The organism is Terriglobus tenax (genome assembly GCF_025685395.1).
In the GTDB taxonomy this organism is placed as follows: domain Bacteria; phylum Acidobacteriota; class Terriglobia; order Terriglobales; family Acidobacteriaceae; genus Terriglobus; species Terriglobus tenax.
This window is the reverse complement of sequence record NZ_JAGSYA010000004.1, coordinates 1009510-1026682: the sequence shown is the minus strand read 5'-3', so window position 1 is coordinate 1026682 and position 17173 is coordinate 1009510. Positions and strand designations below refer to the sequence as shown.

The following is a 17173-nucleotide window of genomic DNA, read 5'->3' as shown; positions in this document are numbered from 1 at the left end:
GCGCCGGCCGGTTATGGCGATCGCACTTCTGTGCGTCAGCCCTCTGCTGGCACATGCCCAGGGAATCCTTTCCGTTTCGCCAGGCACAACCATTAGCTCCGGCGCAGGCAATGGATCGGTTGGTTATACCGGCGACAACGCAGCCGCAACCGCGGCTACGCTTGCCTCCCCTGCGGCCGTTGCATACGACGCCAACGGCAACCTGTTTCTCGCAGATGCCAATAACCACGTTGTCCGGGAAGTGCTGAAGAGCAGTGGCAACATCCTCACGATAGCGGGCAACGGTTCAGCCGGCTTCTCCGGTGACGGAGGCAGTGCGACCGCTGCGCAACTGGATACCCCCGCAGGTATTGCTGTTGATGCCAGCGGCAACCTCTACATCGCAGACTCGCATAACCACCGCATTCGCCGGGTCAGCAATGGAACCATAACAACGGTTGCGGGTACGGGAGTCAGCGGTTTCTCCGGTGACGGAGGTTCAGCGACCGTTGCGGCTCTTTCGTTGCCCAGCGGTATCGCCGTTGATGCGAACGGCAACCTCTATATCGCGGATACGAACAACCAGCGCATCCGCCGGGTCAGCGGTGGAACCATCTCGACCATCGCCGGCAACGGGGAACAGCTCTTCGCGGGGGACGGTGGCGCCGCTACCTCTGCTTCGCTCGATTCACCAACCGGCGTGGCCGTGGATACAACGGGCGCTCTTTATATCGCTGACCGTCACAATCAGCGGATTCGTAAGGTCAGCGGTGGCACCATCACAACGCTTGCGGGCGGTGGCCCGGTTACTTTTTCTGGTGCGGATGGTGGTGATGGCGGAAATGCAGCAGCAGCGTTCCTGTCGCGTCCGACAGGCGTCAGCGTGGATGCTACCGGCAACGTCTACATCGCAGACAGCAACAACAATCGCATTCGCAAGGTAAGCGGCAGCACCATCGCTACGGCAGCCGGCGACGGGACTCAGGGATTTGGCGGAGACAACGGCACGGCAACATTGGCCGAGTTCGATACTCCCAGGGCCGTCGGAACGGATGCCCTCGGCAACGTTGCCATCGCCGATACGAGTAACCAGCGTGTTCGCCTGGCCGCGCTGCCCACCTTCTCCTTTACCAGCCAGGCCGTCGGCGTTATTTCCACGGGGCAGCCGGTAACGCTTGCTAATACCGGCACTGCTTCCATCGCTGTCAGCTCCATCACATTTACCGGGGCCTTTACCACGACCGGTGGAGGCACCTGCCCGGCGCCTCCCATCGCGCTGTCTGCCGGCGCAAGCTGCACCCAAAACGTCGCCTTCCTTCCCACTGCGGTGGGCCCAGCTTCGGGCTCTGTTGTCTTCGGTGGCAATGGCGTTACCTCGCAGTCGATTCTATTGACCGGATCTGGCGCTCAGGCAACCACGTTCACAACGCTCACCTCCAGCCTTGCAACACCACTCTTTGGACAGGCAGTTACCCTGTCAGCCACGGTGACACCGCAAGGCGTGGGAAATGCGACGGGCCTGGTCTCCTTCTATGATGGCGGCGCGCTTTTGGGGACGCAGCCTCTCAGTGCGAATGTTGCGACCTTGACCACGACATCACTGAGTGCAGGAACGCATCTCATCACGGCTGTTTATGCGGGCGATGCGAACTTTGGCGGGAGTACTTCCAATGCTCTCACGCAATTTGTCACGGACTTCAACTTCACGCTGCAGCCCGACCCAGCGGTTCCGGGTGGATCCGGCTTCGACCTGACGGTCATTCCAGGGCAGGCCGGTACGTTTAGCTTCAGGATCGCACCGCTCAACGGTCCCTTCTCGTTCCCGATTATCTTCTCGGCAACCGGGCTTCCGCCGGGAGCGTCTGCGACCTTCTCTCCATCCACCCTCACGCTTGGCGCAAGTCCCGCAACCTTCACGATGAAGGTGCAGACGGCAAGCACCTCCGCAATGCATCGTATGCAGTTGTTTGGAGGAGGAACTTTTGCTGCCGCTCTGCTTCTGCTGCCATTTGCCGGACGTATGCGCAACAGCACCCACCGGATGAAGAGCCTGCTCCACGGCTTTGTCTTTCTGGCCGCGCTTGCGGCGGCTGCGGGACTCTCGGGCTGCGGTAGCGGTAATGGATTCTTTGGCCAGCAGCAGCAGACCTACACCATCAACGTTACTGCCACCGCCCAGGGGACGGGGTCGCAGACACTGCAGCGCACCGTAAGCGTCAGGCTGGTGGTGCAGTGAGAAGGAGACCGACGCTCGTGAAACTATACCTTCGTTCGATCGCACTGCCGGGCATTCTCGGCGCACTTTCGCTGTCCGCCCTTGCTCAGTCCGCACCGCGCCTCGACCTTGGCGTAACTTACCTTGCCCAGCGTTCCATCAAGGCCAACACGACGCAGAGCTTCTGGATGCAGGGAGGTTCCATTGAACTGGGTGCGAATCTCTACAAAGGATTCGGCATCGCTGCCGATGTCAGCGGAGGCCATACCAACTCCATCGGTTCCAGCGGTGTTCCTCTTGCCCTGGTAACGGCCACCTTCGGTCCGCGGTACCGCTGGCACAGCAACCGGAAGCTTTCGCTCTATGGGCAGGCGCTGATTGGTCAGGCTTACGGATTCAACAGCCTCTTCCCAAATACCTTTGGTGCGAAGTCGGACGAGAACAGCTTTGCACTTCAGTTGAATGGAGGCGTGGATTACGCGCTCACACGGCACACCAGTCTTCGCCTGCTCGATGCAGGATGGCTGAGAACGCAATTGCCAAACAGCACGAACAACGTGCAGAACACTCTGCGTCTCGGCGCCGGTGTGGTCGTCCGCTTCGGTCGATAACACGCCGCCTCATTCCGAGGCCTGCTCCGGTTCTTCCTTTTCTCCATCTGCAAGTGCGACACACCAGCGAACCTGCCTTCAGGCAGCTTTCGCTGGTGCGCCGCAGCGTCAGCCCCATGTTTTCTACCTTCTGATGCTGCTCTTAGGCGTCAAATGCGCTTCTTTGTGCACATATTGTGCGTGTAATACCCATTCGTAGAGCTATTTTGCAAGCTAACGCTTCTTCCTTGTCTTTATGATCGCTTCCGAAAGGTGAAATAAGCATGCTTATCGGAGTCCCCAAGGAAGTCAAGAATCTCGAAACACGCGTCGGCATCACCCCAGCCGGCGTAAAGGAACTGGTCGAGCGAGGCAATCAGCTACTGGTAGAAAAGAATGCCGGCCTGCTCTCCGCGTTTCCGGATGAAGAGTATCTCGCTGCAGGAGCCACGATCGTTGCTACGGCGGACGAAGTATGGCAGCGCGCTGAGATGGTCGTGAAGGTGAAAGAGCCTGTGCCCTCCGAGTACGGCCACTTCCGTCCGGGCCTGGTGTTGTTTACTTATCTGCACCTTGCACCCATCCCCGAGTTGACCGAGAAGCTGCTTGAGTCCAGGGTCACGGCGATTGCTTACGAAACAGTAGAAGACAGTGCGGGAGCACTTCCTTTGCTGGTGCCCATGTCGGAGGTCGCGGGCCGGCTCTCCGTGCAGGTCGGCGCATCTTTCCTGCAGCATGGCAACGATGGACGCGGCCTGCTGCTGGGCGGCGTTCCTGGGGTTCCTCCCGGAGAAGTCTGCATCCTGGGTGGAGGCATCGTCGGTACCAACGCCGCAAAGATCGCACTGGGCATGGGTGCCAATGTCACTATTGTCGACAAGAACCTCAACCGCCTTCGCCAGCTGGATGATATCTTCGGCGGACGTCTGCGCACTCTGGCTTCGAACTCCTGGAACATCGCGAATGCCGCGGCCAAGAGCGACCTGTTGATTGGTGGCGTTCTCATCCCCGGAGCATCGGCGCCTAAGCTCTTGACCGCGGCCATGGTGAAGGGAATGAAGAAAGGCGCCGTGATTGTGGATGTCGCCATTGACCAGGGCGGCTGCATTGAGACCGCTGTGCCTACGACACACACGGCTCCCTCCTATGTAGTCGATGGTGTCGTCCACTACTGCGTTACGAACATGCCGGCAGCTGTGCCCAATACGTCAACGCTCGCTCTGACCAACGCTACCTTCCCCTACGTGCTCAACATGGCGGAGCAGGGTGCCCTGGAAGCCTTGAAGAACTCTTCAGGCCTGCGCAAGGGGCTTAACACACACAATGGAGTGCTCACCTGTGCTCCGGTCGCTGAATCGCAGGGCCGCTCCTGGAAGCCTGCCATCGAGTGCCTGAACTAGTCCCTTTCCGGGCGGAAACGTCGTACTGCTTGACAGCGCGGTGTTTCCGCCTTAATCTCCCGGTAATCGCTCGAAACTGAAAGCAAGAATCACAGCCACGTTGAGGATGCTGTGCGCGGCCCGGTTATGCGACTGCGTTGAGCAACTTGGAAGTGAGAACTGCGTGCATTCATCGCTCTTCGCCGTTGATTAGTTTTTTCAATAGCGTGATAGAGTTTTTTGCACCTATGGCGTAAATTGCGCACTAATTCTGTAAGTGCTGGTCATAGCAAGCATGATCTGTGCCCGCTAACTTGGGTCACGAATGTCGAGTTCCCGTTCGAAAACATTGCGAACGGCAAAGCTGGACTCAATGCGGCGCACACCTGGAAGACGCGACAACTCCTGCTGATGGAAGCGTTCATAGTCCATGATGTCGGCGACCTTGACCTGCAGCATGTAGTCGTAATCGCCTGCCATCAGATGGCATGAAATTACGCCATTGCAGCGCCGGATACGTACGTCAAACGCCTGTAAAACCGCGGCTGTTTGTCGTTCCAGCGTAATTCTTACGAACACTGTGATCTCAGCTCCCAGGGCCTTGCTGTCGACCGTTGCCTGGTAGCCCGTAATGATGCCGCGCTCTTCAAGCGAATGAATACGTCGCGAGGCTGCAGAAGGTGAAAGCCCGACAGCGTCGCCAACCTCTTCATTGGTTGCGCGTCCTTTGTGCTGCAAAATCCTGAGTATGGCGATATCGAGTTCATCCAGCGTCGCATCGCTAGTTTTGTGTGAAGCTGCAGACTTCCTTGCTCGAAAATTGCTCATTGCGTGCAATGTACCACGGTATTTGCAAACGTTGTGCTCATAAGTTTGGTTAGAGTTGCAATCGTACCCAGTAAAAAATCTGTAAATCATAAGTCCGACGAAGAAGCTCGCAACCCTCTCATCTTCTAAGGACCACGTGTCTCACTTGCAGTTTGCCTTCCGGCTTGCCAATGAAAGTGTGGAAGGTCTACGTGTATCCGGCCACCGTTGTGCCGGATCGAGCTCGAACCTTGGGTAATTGAAAGCAGTTTCTGTTCTTGTGCAGCAGCGGCGTAGCCGTGCCGGAATTTGTGTCCGCCTTATCTATCGATAGGCCGGTGCCAGCGCATTCGTGTATGCGCAGCCAAGGTCGTACCGAACTGGACGGAGTTGGGGTTGTTTATGGGAAATGCTTGGGCGGTTGCAGTGAGCGCTCTGAAGAAGAACAAGCTTCAGACGACACTGACCATGACCGGAATGACAGTAGGCATTGCGACGGTTCTAACGATGATTGCGTTAGGCACGGGTGCGCAGGCCGCTATTCAGGATCAGGTCCGAGCCGCCGGGATGAATCTTCTGGTTGTGACCTCTGGCAATTACAGGGTCAAGCTCGAGCTTGGCACTGCAGATGGCGTTGAGGGGCCTTCGGCTGCCCTGGAGCCGAAGGCCATTTTTTCTAGCCCGCCCAAACTTCGCCTGGCCTCCTGGAAGGTCTCGCGCCGTCCGCGTCTGATGCTGGTGCAGGAAGGCTCCACGATCGATCCAACCGTCGCTCCAACAGAGCACGATGGACGGCAGACGCGTCTGATGCCGCGGCCCGGAGATGCTGCAGCCGGAAGAGGCGCAGCCACAACGCTCTCCATTGACGATGCCAACGCGATCCGCGCAATCAAGGGAGTGCAGTATGTATCTTCCGGCATTCGTGAGAATGTTCTGGCCAGGTCAGCAGACGCAACCGGCTTCACCTCACTGCACGGAGAAGAAGCGTCGCTGCCACAGATTCGCAGAGCCTGGGTCTTCCCGCATGGCCGCTTCTTTTCCAGGAAAGAAGAAGAGCGCGCGGAACACGTAGCCGTTCTCGGCAAGGTCGTCAGTGACAAGATCTTCGGCAATCAGGATCCCGTAGGGAAAGAGATCGTGCTCAAGGACGAGACCTTCCGTGTCGTTGGCGTCATCGGCAGTGGGAGCTGGATGATTCAACCGGCAGCGGGAGACGATCAGTTTGACGCGATCTATATCCCTGTCACAGCGATGCAGCAGATGCTGCATCGCAACTACCTGGATAACATTACCGTCACCACGGAATCCACCGGTGACGTGACTCGCGTCTCCAAGGTGATCACTGCCTTGCTGCGGCAGCGGCACCACATTGGTGCGGCCGACCCCGATGACTTCGGTGTGAATGGAGAGGCACGCAAGGTGCTGGCAAAAGGCGGCATGCGGCCGGAGATTGCTCATGCGGTGGTTGGCAACGTCAGCACCTTTGAAAAAGTGACGCTGGATCAGTTGAGCAAAACGCTGGAGCAGGCGAGCGCGACCATGACCGCTCTTCTGATCAGCATTGCTGCCGTATCGCTCATCGTGGGAGGCATCGGCATCATGAACGTCATGCTTCTCTCGGTCTCGCAACGAATTCGCGAGATCGGAATTCGCCGCGCGGTCGGCGCACGCACGGGCGATGTGCTGAATCAATTTTTGCTGGAGGCGGTCGCACTGTCCCTTTCGGGTGGTGTGGCCGGGGTGACGCTTGGATGTGTTGCGGCCCAGGTGCTGTCGCAGTCGGTCAAGTGGTCAACCCACATTTCGCTTCCAGCTATCGCTGTATCGTTTTTCATCTCGGTGATGATTGGAATCTTTTTCGGGTACTACCCGGCAAAACAGGCTTCACGGGTCGTGCCTATGGAATCGCTTCGGTATGAGTAAGTAACCGGCAGGTTTCCTCTCGAGTTGCTCAGGAACACTGTTGTCCATGTGGCCAGCTTGGTTGTGGTCATCGTTCGATAGATAGCTGTACTCAACACAGATTATTTGGAGCCTAACCTATGCGATATAAGCAAGCAGCTAGACTCATCATCGGAGGGTGCCTGCTCGCAGGTATGCTTCTTCCTGCGGCGAAAGCCCAGGATACGAATGCTTCTCTTTCAGGCCTGATCATTGATGCGCAGGGAGCTGCAATTACGACTGCAACCGTGGTGGTTACCAATACCGCAACGGGCGTAACCCGCACCCTGGTCGACGATTCCAACGGTCGCTACGACGTGCAGAACCTTCCGCCCGGACCATACCAGGTAGAGGTTTCCGCGCCAGGCTTCAGTAAGACAGTGCTGAACAACATTGTTCTGACGGTGTCTCAGGCAGCCTCCCAGAACGTCACGCTGAGCGTCGGTTCAAACAACGAGACGGTGAGTGTTGAGGCAAGCATGAACCTCACGCAGACCGAATCGTCTGAATCAGGTGCGTTGATCGACAACAAAAAGGTCGTCGAGATGCCCCTGTCGAATCGTCAGTTCTACTCGCTGGCTCTGCTGTCTCCAGGTGCGGTTCCGGCAGGTCAGTCGTCGACCCTTGGCTTCCGCGGCGGCTTCAACGTTTCGGGAGCCGGCGAAGCGACGAACATGTTTACCTACAACGGCATCTATAACGACGCCATCGGCACCCAGCAGCCCTCGTATCGTCCTTCCGTGGAGACGATCCAGGAGTTCAAACTGATGACCGGCGTCTATCCGGCGCAGTACGGCAAGTACAGCGGAGCTCAGGTCGTTGTGCTTGAAAAGTCCGGTACCAATGCTCTGCACGGTAGCGTGTATGAGTTCATCCGCAACGAAATCGCCAACGCAAAGCCATACTTCACGCGGGTCGGAGCACGTAAGCCGGCCTTCCGCCAGAACACCTTCGGCGCTACGCTTGGTGGTCCCATCATCAAGGACAAGACCTTCTTCTTCGCTGGCTATGAAGGTCAGCGTGTCAACAGCCAGACGACGCAGAATGCTACCGTGCCGAGCAGCAGCATGCTCTCGGGAATCTTTCCTGGAACGACTGCGCTCTACAACCCATACACGGGGCAACCGCTCACACGCAGCGCGGACGGAACATATGACTTGAAGCAGATTCCGCAATGGACAAGTGCTTCCGCTCAGCTTGGTCAGCAGATTGCCTCCTTCTTCCCTTCTGGAAGCAATGGCCGCCCCGCAGGTCTGGTCTCAACCCCCACAACGGCTTACCCGAGCAGCAACTTCACCTACAGCGCCATCCAGGTAGAGAAGATGGACGAGTGGACCGTCAAGATCGACCACACGATCTCTGACAAGGACTCGGTCCATGGAAGCTACAATGAATTCCGCGATCCCACCTACCAGCCTTCCAATATCCTTTGCGGCAATGCTGCCATTCCGTATGGCGGTTGCGACTTCAACCAGATTGTTCACTTCCTCACGCTGCAGGAAACGCATCTCTTCAGCCCAACCTTCCTGAACACCTTCAACTTTGGCTACAACCGCTTCCAGATGCCTCGCTTCCCAGAGGACAGAACTTTGTCCAATCTGCCTGTAATCCCGGGTGTGTTCAACAACCCAACGCCTGAGAACCGGGGACTTCCGAACACGGCAGTCAATGGTTACGCCACGCTTGGCGGCCCCACGAACATTCCACAGAACCAGTGGCTCAACCAGTACGAAGCATACGACTCGGTGAACTGGACGAAGGGCAAGCACTCTTTCCAGTTCGGCCTTGATACCTTCCTCGCGATTACGACGGAAGTCTTTACCCAGAACGGACGCGGCGCTTTTGCGTTCAACTCCGCCACCATCCGCAGCACGCAGGGGCAAAACTCCAATACGGGTACCGCTGCGACCGCAACTTCCTGCGATCCCGCAACCAATCCCAATCTGCGTTGCTATGGTACGACCGGCAATCCCATGTCCGATCTTCTTCTCGGAATTCCTGTGACTGCAACAAGAAATCCGGTCGCTCCGAACATCCACATGGGCAACTACGCGTTCTATGCCTATGCCATGGATGACTGGAAGATCCTTCCGAACCTGACCCTGAATCTCGGTATCCGCTACGAGAATGCTTCTCCTGCGTACGACTCGAAGAATGTGCAGTCGCGCTACAACCCGGCTACGCAGCGCATCGAACTCGGCCTGGGAGTTCCTAACCCGACCGATCCTGCTCTGCTGGCGCTGGTCGATGTCAACGCTCCGAAGTTCAAGTACCTGTACAACTTTGACAACAACAACTTTGCTCCGCGTGTTGGCTTAGCCTGGCAGCCGTTCAGCAAGGAGACGACTGTCGTCAAGGGAGGCTATGGTGTCTTCTACAACGGCCCAATTCAGTTCAACCAGTACATCAGCGCCAATACACAGGTTCCTGTCCGCACACCGCAGACCTTCACCGCGGCGAGTGTAACCTCTGGTACGTCCATCCCCCTGGCGACTGTGTTCTCCGGGAGCGGAACCCCTGGCTTCTACACTGCATTTGGTGCGGAGCCAAAGCAGTCTGAGACCTATGTGCAGATGTATAGCCTGGGAGTGCAGCAACAGCTCACCACCAGCATCGTGGCAGAGATTAACTATGTCGGGTCAAAGGGAACGAAACTTCCTCAGGCTCGTAATATCAACACCGTACCTCTGAGCGTAACTACGCGCAACCAGGCAGCACGTCCCGATCCTAAGTTCGGCAACATTACCTATGCTGAGAACGCGAACAGCTCCAACTTCAATTCACTGCAGACCAGCGTCCGCAAGAACCTGAAGGACGGCGTCTCGTTCCTCTTTGCCTATACCTGGGCCAAGTCGCTCGATTACGCCGGTGGCACCGGTAGCGGCAGCAACTCGTCGGGCAACTACCAGGACCCGCGGGATAAACGTCTGGAGTATAGCCTCTCGGACTTCAACGTCAAGCACCGGATCGTCTTCAGCCCTGTTGCAGAATTGCCCTTCGGCAAAAACAAGCCCTTCCTGAACCATGGCTTGTCTGCAGCTATCTTTGGCGGATTCCAGCTCTCCGGTATCTTCGCTTACCAAACCGGACGTCCGTTCACCATCACAAGCGCAGCAACAAACCGCTCTCTTACCTTTGCTGGAGCAGATCGTCCGAATACGGTTGGCGATCCGAATGCAGGACCAAAGACGGTCAAGCAATGGTTCAATATCGCTGCGTTCCAGGAGCCGAACTCTGCCGTATTCGGCAATACCCGGCGCAACACGGTGATTGGACCGGACAACCTCCAGTTGGATGTAACGCTGGCGCGCCAGGTCAAGTTCACTGAGCGGATCGGTGCCCAGTTCCGCCTGGAGACGTTCAACCTGCCGAACCGTCCGAACTTCTTCAACCCGTTCAGTGCTTCCGCTCAGCTGCCAACCAACGCCACCACGATTCTGAACCCAAGCACCTACACCGGTACCTTCGGCCAGATCACCAACGCATACGACCCACGTCAGTTGCAGGCGGCGGTTCGTATTCTCTTCTAACAGCAACCAACACACGGCGGCATTGCCTGCAACCCCAGGCAATGCCGCTGGATCACCCCTCATTCTCCGGAAGTCTTGTCGTGAAGTTTTCTGTACCTCTGTATCTTCGCAATCTCCTGTTGGTGTCTGGTATGGCGTTGCTCCTCGAAGGATGTTTCGGTCATAACGCTCCAACGCGCGAGGCATTCAGCCTTGATGCGGCGGCGCGCACCTATATCCGTCTGGCAGTGGCGCTTGGAGAGCATGATCCGGACTCGATCGATTACTACGTCGGTCCAGCAGATTGGGTCGCGGATATACGCAAGCAGGCGCCGTCCACCTCTCAGATCCATCGGGACGCCACGGCATTGATTACCTCGCTGACGCATCTGCCGGCGGATGCTGAACCTGCGGTAACTCGCAAAGATTTTCTGCTGCGCCAATTGCATGCCATCGCATGCCGCTCAGCATATCTGGCAGGAGCCCACTCGACCTTTGATCAGGAGATTGCATGCTCCTTCGAGACAAAGATTCCCGAGCATCTGGAGGAGCAAACGCTCGCTTCCGTTCGTTCCAGGCTCAACGAGTTGCTCCCTGGCAAAGGACCGCTCGCCGCTCGCTATAACGCGTTTGAAGCGCAGTATGCCGTCCCGGTAACTAAGTTGCGCCCAACGGTAGAGCGCGCGATTGCAGGTTGTCGGCAGCAGACACAAAAGCATGTAACGCTCCCCGCGGATGAGTCGATTGCGCTTGAACTGACAGGCGATAAGCCGTGGGTAGGATTCAGCCGTTACCAGGGAAAGCACCACAGCCAGATCTCGATCAACGCAGATTACCCGGTGACCATCAACAGCCTGCTGGACCTCGCTTGTCACGAAACCTATCCCGGACATCACCTGTTCAACATGACGGTAGACGACAGCCTGGTCCAGGCAGCGCATCGCGTGGAATTTTCTGTACAGCCAAGCTATAGCCCACAGTCCTTTCTGTCAGAAGGTGCGGCAACGCTTGCCGGAGAAGTTGCATTTCGCGATGAGCAGCGCCTGCGCTTTGAACGCGAAGAGCTTTGTCCGCTTGCCGGCCTGAAGTGCAAGGACCTGGAGCGGCATATCCAGGTGGAAGAGTTGATGCATCAGCTGGAGCCGGCAATCCCGGTCATCGTCCGCGGTTACATGAATGGCGAGATGGAGTTTGTGCGGACAGGTGAGGCTCTGGAAAAGCAGGTCCTGATGGACCACTACTTTGAAACGCTGAAGTACCTGAACGAGTTTCGCAGCTACGTGGTTACCTACACCATTGCGCCCGGTCTGTTGCGGAAAGCACTGCCGCAGGGGGAAGCACCAGCCGACGACGAGCGGCGTTGGAAGGTTTATAGGAATTGGGCTCAGCAGCAACCCAGCACGTATCCATGGGTGCAATAGCAGCATATCGGCGGTTTGTCTGAAGGAGAGAGAAAATGCGTTCAGCAAAAGTAACGGCGTGTCTGCTCGGAATGGGACTTACCCTTTGCGTGGCGGGCTGTAAGAGCAAAGAAGCCTCGAAGGTGGCGACACAAACGAAGCCAAAGCTTGGCATTCGTCCCTATGGCGATGAGACGCAGAAGATTGATTTGTCGAAAGAGCCCGAGGATCTGAAGAAGGTCTTCAAGTACATCGATGACCACATTGACGATCACGTGGAAGCCTTTCAGAAGATGATTCAGCAGCCCTCCATCTCCAACTCCGGCGAGGGCATTCCGGAGACGGCCGAGATGGTGAAGGGCATGTTCGATCGCCTCGGCTGCCAAGAGTCGAAGGTCTACGACATGGGCATGACGGAGTGGGGCCAACCCGGCAATCCCGTTGTGTACGCCCACTGCGATGAAGGGCAGCCAAAGACGCTGGTTGTTTATTGGATGTATGACACCATGCCGGTCACGCAGCCTGACCTTTGGGTAGCTCCTCCATTCGAAGGCCGCATCGTCGACGGTAAGACCGCCGGCATCGACCCCGCGATTAAGAAGGTACTCGTTGGCCGTGGTGCGACCAACACGAAGGGACCCGAGATCACGCAGTACAACGCGATCATGTCGATGAAGGAAGCGTTGGGCAAGCTTCCCGTCAACCTGATCTTCGTTGCCGAAGGTGACGAAGAGCGCATGTCCATGGGTCTGCGCAAGTTCGTCACATCGCACCCTGAGCTCTTCAAGGACGCCGATGCCATGCTTGGCGGCGGCGGCTCGGAAGGCCTGATGTATGTGGAGCTGACCACCAGCGGCACCAAGTGGGGCCGCGGTCCTACCGTCTCCGATATCCACGGCATCTTCAAGCGCTCGGTGGACAGCCCGGCATGGCGCCACATCCAGATGCTTGCTTCGCTCACCTCGAAGGACGGCAATACCCCGATGATTGACGGATTCAACGACGGCATCGCTCCGCTCAATGCATCGGAACAGAAGCTGCTGGAGAATGCTGCTAAGAAGGTCGACCTGAAGAAGACCGCCGAGAATATCGGCGTAGCCCGCTTCATCGCCGATGATCCTCTGAAGATGACCATGATGTCCCGTCACGGTACGGCGTTCAATCTCGACGGCATCTGGGGCGGCAACATGTATGCCAACGGTTCGGGCGCGATCCTCCCGAACAAGATCACGTCGAAGCACAGCATCCGCTACATCCCGAACATGCACTCGGCAGACATCCTGAAGAAGCTGCGCGCGCAGCTGGACAAGAACGGCTACAAGGATGTCGACATCCACTTCGTCGGCGATCAGCCATGGTCGAAGATGTCATACGACACCGACATCGCGCACTCAGTGGACCAGATGAGCGCGCACTTCGGCCTGCCTCCTCGCGAACGTGCCGATGGCGATTCCATCCTGATGGATTCAGCGGGTGCCGGTGCATGGCCGGGTTACCTGTTCACCAACGCCGAACAGGGCGATCCGAACATCAAGCCGCTTGGTCTTCCCATCGCAGGAGCCCGCGTCGGTACCGGTGGACGCGCCCACGCGGCAAACGAGTATTACGTCATTGAGGGTGCAGGCAAGACCCTCGGTATGGCCGCCGCTGAGAAGTCCATCGCGGAGATCATCTACAACTTCGCACATACAACCACCGTTCCCACAAAGAGCGGGCGTAAGTAGTTTGTTCGTGCTCGTGCGGCATCGCAGGGTGCCGCACGAGTTACCCCAAAGGAGTCGCCGGTTGTTCTCGGCGTCGATGTAGCAATAAACGGCAGTCAGAATGAAGGAGATTCAGATGCGTGCAGTAAAGCTGACAACCTGCCTGGTTGGCGTTGGGCTCACCCTCGGCGTAGTCGGGTGTAAGAGCAAGGAAGCCTCCAAGTCGGTCGCACAAAACAAACCGAAGCTTGGCATCCGCCCCTATGGCGACGAGGCCCAAAAGATCGACGTCTCGAAAGAGCCCGAGGATCTGAAGAAGGTCTTCAAGTACATCGACGATCACATCGATGACCACGTCGAGAGCCTGCAGAAGATGATCCAGCAGCCCTCCATCTCCAACTCCGGCGAAGGCATTCCGGAGACGGCCGAGATGGTGAAGGGCATGTTCGATCGCCTCGGCTGCCAGGAGTCGAAGGTCTACGACATGGGTATGACGGAGTGGGGCCAACCCGGCAATCCCGTTGTGTACGCCCACTGCGACGAGGGCCAGCCGAAGACCGTGGTTGTCTACTGGATGTATGACACCATGCCGGTGACGCAGCCTGACCTTTGGGTAGCTCCTCCGTTCGAAGGCCGCATCGTGGACGGCAAGACCGCCGGCATCGACCCCGCAATCAAGAAGGTGCTGATCGGTCGCGGCGCCACCAACACCAAGGGCCCGGAGATGACGCAGTACAACGCGATCATGTCGATGAAGGAAGCGTTGGGCAAGCTTCCCGTCAACCTGATCTTCGTTGCCGAAGGTGACGAAGAGCGCATGTCCATGGGCCTCCGCAAGTTCGTCACCACGCATCCGGAACTGTTCAAGGATGCGGACGCGATGCTTGGCTTCGGCGGCTCGGAAGGCCTGATGTATGTAGAGCTGACCACCAGCGGCACCAAGTGGGGCCGCGGTCCTACCGTCTCCGATATTCACGGCATCTTCAAGCGTTCGGTGGACAGCCCGGCGTGGCGTCACATCCAGATGCTCGCCTCGCTCACCTCGAAGGACGGCAACACGCCGATGATCGCCGGTTTCAACGACAACATTGCTCCGCTGACCGCTTCAGAGCAGAAAATGCTTGAGAATGCAGCGAAGAAGGTTGATCTGAAGAAGGCAGCCGAAAACCTCGGCGTGGCGCGCTTTATTGCCGACGATCCGTTGAAGATGACCATGATGTCCCGTCATGGAACAGCGTTCAACATGGATGGCATCTGGGGCGGCAACATGTATGCCAACGGTTCGGGCGCGATTCTTCCCAACAAGATCACCTCGAAGCATTCGATCCGCTACATCCCGAACATGCACTCGGCAGACATCCTGAAGAAGCTGCGCGCGCAGCTGGACAAGAACGGCTACAAGGATGTCGACATCCACTTCGTCGGCGACCAGCCGTGGTCGAAGATGTCGTACGACACTGACATCGCTCACTCGGTAGACCAGATGAGCGACCACTTCGGCCTGCCTCGGGCGGAGCATGCGGATGGCGACTCCATTCTTATGGATGCGGGCGCTGCCGGTGCGTGGCCCGGTTACCTGTTCACCAACGCCGAACAGGGCGATCCGAACATCAAGCCACTTGGGCTGCCCATCGCAGGAGCGCGCGTCGGTACCGGTGGCCGAGCTCACGCAGCAAACGAGTACATGGTAATCGAAGGCGCAGGCAAGACCTACGGCATCGCGGCGGCGGAAAAGTCCATCGCCGAGATTCTCTACAACTTCGCACACACAACCACCGTTCCCACAAAGAGCGGACGTAAGTAGTTCCACCGGCAGGCGAACCGGGAGATCGATCAACTCCCGGTTCGCTTTCTCTGAAAACGTGGCAGTACTGCATCCGTGAGAGGGAAAGCATGATCAGGAAGTATCTTCGTCCATTCGTCGTCTTTGGTTGCATCGCTGGCGTATCGCTGTCGGGATGTAAAGACGGCAAAGCTCCGTCGGAAGCAGCGAAGAGCGTCTCAAAGCCAAAGCTCGGCATTCGTCCTCACGGCGATGAATCCATCAAGATCGATATGGCGAAGGTCGATCCTGACCTGCAAAAGGTCTATAGCTACATCGATGAGCATATTGATGAACACGTAGAAAATCTTCAAAAGTGGATTCAGCAGCCCTCGATCTCAAATTCCGGTGAAGGTATCCCGGAGACGGCGGAGCAGGTCAAAGGCATGTTTGACAAGCTGGGCTGCCAGGAGACGAAGGTCTACGATGTTGGCGTTGCCGAATGGGGCCAGCCCAGCAATCCTGTGGTCTATGCGCATTGTGATGAAGGCGCACCCAAGACGCTCCTCGTCTATTGGATGTACGACACCATGCCGGTCACTCAGCCTGACCTGTGGGTAGCTCCTCCGTTTGAAGGTCGCATTGTGGACGGTAAGACCGCCGGCATTGATCCGAATATCAGGAAAGTCCTGGTTGGACGCGGCGCTGTGAACTCCAAAGGCCCGGAGATGACGGAACTGAATGCCATCATGTCGCTGAAGGCAGCCATGGGCAAGCTCCCGGTCAATCTCATCTTTATTGCTGAGGGCGACGAAGAACGCATGTCCATGGGACTTCGCAAGTTCGTCACCACGCACCCTGAACTGTTGAAGTCTGCCGATGCCATGATGATGTTCGGCGTACCCAACTTCGGCATGATGGGTGGCTCAGAAGGCCTGATGTATATCGAGCTGACGACCAGCGGAAGCAAGTGGGGCCGTGGCCCTACGGTCTCTGACATTCACGGTGCCTTCAAACGGTCCGTCGATAGCCCGGCATGGCGGCATGTTCAGATGCTTGCGTCGCTCACCTCCAAGGACGGCAACACTCCCGCAATCGCCGGCTGGAGCGACAACATTCAGCCCCTGAACCCAAAGGAGCTCGAAGCCCTGAAGGCATCTTCAAAGACGGCTGATTTGAAGAAAGCCGCGGACAATCTTGGCGTCGCCCGCTTTATTACCGATGACCCATACAAGATGACGCTGATGACGCGTTACAGCACCATCCTGAACCTTGACGGTATCTGGGGCGGCAACATGTACGCCAACGGATCGGGTGCGATCCTTCCCAACAAGATCACATCGAAGCACAGCATCCGCTACATCCCAAACCAGCGTTCGGCTGACATCCTGAAAAAGATTCGCGCACAGCTGGACAAGAACGGCTACAAGGATGTGGAAGTCAAGATGATCGGAGACCAGCCATGGTCCAAGATGTCTTATGACACGGACATCGCTCATGCAATCGAGCAGATGTACGACATCTTTGGAACGCCCTATCAGAAGCCCATTGACGGCAACAGCATCCTGGAGGGAAGTGGAGCCTCCGGCGCATGGCCGGCATACCTGTTCACGAACAGCGAGCAGGGCGATCCCAACATCAAGCCTCTTGGCCTTCCCATCGCTTCCGGCGGCCTGGGCATGGGCGGACGCGCTCACGCGGCCAATGAATATTGGGTGATTGAAGGCGCAGGAAAAGTTGCAGGCATGGCAACGGCAGAAAAGGCAGTTGCGACGCAGATCTATCAGTACTCCAAAACGACAACGGTTCCCCCGAAGAGCGGCAGCAAGTAAGGCTCCTTAACACGCCATCTCTGGCACCAGGCATGGCTTCATCCCTTCAGGCAAAG

Annotated in this window: 10 protein-coding genes; 9 read left to right on the top strand and 1 reads right to left on the bottom strand. The window is 57.3% G+C overall.

The window, feature by feature from the left end; translation table 11 throughout:
• Positions 1–13 precede the first annotated feature (13 nt).
• From OHL13_RS09785 to ald, 3 genes are all read left to right on the top strand, one after another.
• The gene (locus tag OHL13_RS09785; RefSeq protein ID WP_263409943.1) at positions 14–2215 is read left to right on the top strand and encodes an NHL domain-containing protein; all 2202 of its coding nucleotides are present in this window, start codon (positions 14–16) and stop codon (positions 2213–2215) included.
• Between the two features lie 17 nt (positions 2216–2232).
• Positions 2233–2805: a porin family protein gene (locus tag OHL13_RS09780; RefSeq protein ID WP_263409942.1), complete on the top strand. Its 573-nt coding sequence runs from the start codon at positions 2233–2235 to the stop codon at positions 2803–2805.
• Between the two features lie 263 nt (positions 2806–3068).
• Positions 3069–4184 carry an alanine dehydrogenase gene (gene ald / locus OHL13_RS09775; RefSeq protein WP_263409941.1) on the top strand — a complete coding sequence of 372 codons (1116 nt, stop codon included), beginning with the start codon at positions 3069–3071 and terminating at the stop codon, positions 4182–4184.
• A 288-nt stretch (positions 4185–4472) separates the two neighbouring features.
• Here ald and OHL13_RS09770 read toward each other — a convergent pair whose 3' ends face one another.
• Positions 4473–4991 carry an Lrp/AsnC family transcriptional regulator gene (locus tag OHL13_RS09770; protein ID WP_263409940.1) on the bottom strand — a complete coding sequence of 173 codons (519 nt, stop codon included), beginning with the start codon at positions 4989–4991 and terminating at the stop codon, positions 4473–4475.
• A gap of 381 nt (positions 4992–5372) precedes the next feature.
• On the opposite strand from OHL13_RS09770, the gene OHL13_RS09765 reads away from it, so the two are divergent.
• From OHL13_RS09765 to OHL13_RS09740, 6 genes are all read left to right on the top strand, one after another.
• Positions 5373–6893 carry an ABC transporter permease gene (locus OHL13_RS09765; RefSeq protein ID WP_263409939.1) on the top strand — a complete coding sequence of 507 codons (1521 nt, stop codon included), beginning with the start codon at positions 5373–5375 and terminating at the stop codon, positions 6891–6893.
• Between the two features lie 173 nt (positions 6894–7066).
• Positions 7067–10441, top strand: coding sequence for a TonB-dependent receptor (locus tag OHL13_RS09760; protein WP_263409938.1), 3375 nt, complete (start codon positions 7067–7069; stop codon positions 10439–10441).
• Between the two features lie 131 nt (positions 10442–10572).
• Positions 10573–11841, top strand: coding sequence for a hypothetical protein (locus tag OHL13_RS09755; RefSeq protein ID WP_263409937.1), 1269 nt, complete (start codon positions 10573–10575; stop codon positions 11839–11841).
• Between the two features lie 122 nt (positions 11842–11963).
• The gene (locus tag OHL13_RS09750; protein WP_263409936.1) at positions 11964–13544 is read left to right on the top strand and encodes a M20/M25/M40 family metallo-hydrolase; all 1581 of its coding nucleotides are present in this window, start codon (positions 11964–11966) and stop codon (positions 13542–13544) included.
• Positions 13545–13659: 115 nt separating this feature from the next.
• On the top strand, positions 13660–15327 hold the full coding sequence (locus tag OHL13_RS09745) for a M20/M25/M40 family metallo-hydrolase (protein WP_263409935.1): 1668 nt from the start codon (positions 13660–13662) through the stop codon (positions 15325–15327).
• Between the two features lie 89 nt (positions 15328–15416).
• A complete protein-coding gene (locus OHL13_RS09740; protein WP_263409934.1) occupies positions 15417–17117 on the top strand; it encodes a M20/M25/M40 family metallo-hydrolase in 1701 nt (566 codons plus the stop codon).
• Positions 17118–17173 lie beyond the last annotated feature (56 nt).

What these genes read in the sequence shown, in the direction of transcription:
- OHL13_RS09785 (WP_263409943.1), top strand. Translation starts at nt 14, where the DNA reads ATGGCGATCGCACTTCTGTGCGTCAGCCCTCTGCTGGCACATGCCCAG.
- ald (WP_263409941.1), top strand. Translation starts at nt 3,069, where the DNA reads ATGCTTATCGGAGTCCCCAAGGAAGTCAAGAATCTCGAAACACGCGTC.
- OHL13_RS09770 (WP_263409940.1), bottom strand. Translation starts at nt 4,991, where the DNA reads ATGAGCAATTTTCGAGCAAGGAAGTCTGCAGCTTCACACAAAACTAGC.
- OHL13_RS09765 (WP_263409939.1), top strand. Translation starts at nt 5,373, where the DNA reads ATGGGAAATGCTTGGGCGGTTGCAGTGAGCGCTCTGAAGAAGAACAAG.
- OHL13_RS09760 (WP_263409938.1), top strand. Translation starts at nt 7,067, where the DNA reads ATGCTTCTTCCTGCGGCGAAAGCCCAGGATACGAATGCTTCTCTTTCA.
- OHL13_RS09755 (WP_263409937.1), top strand. Translation starts at nt 10,573, where the DNA reads ATGGCGTTGCTCCTCGAAGGATGTTTCGGTCATAACGCTCCAACGCGC.
- OHL13_RS09745 (WP_263409935.1), top strand. Translation starts at nt 13,660, where the DNA reads ATGCGTGCAGTAAAGCTGACAACCTGCCTGGTTGGCGTTGGGCTCACC.
- OHL13_RS09740 (WP_263409934.1), top strand. Translation starts at nt 15,417, where the DNA reads ATGATCAGGAAGTATCTTCGTCCATTCGTCGTCTTTGGTTGCATCGCT.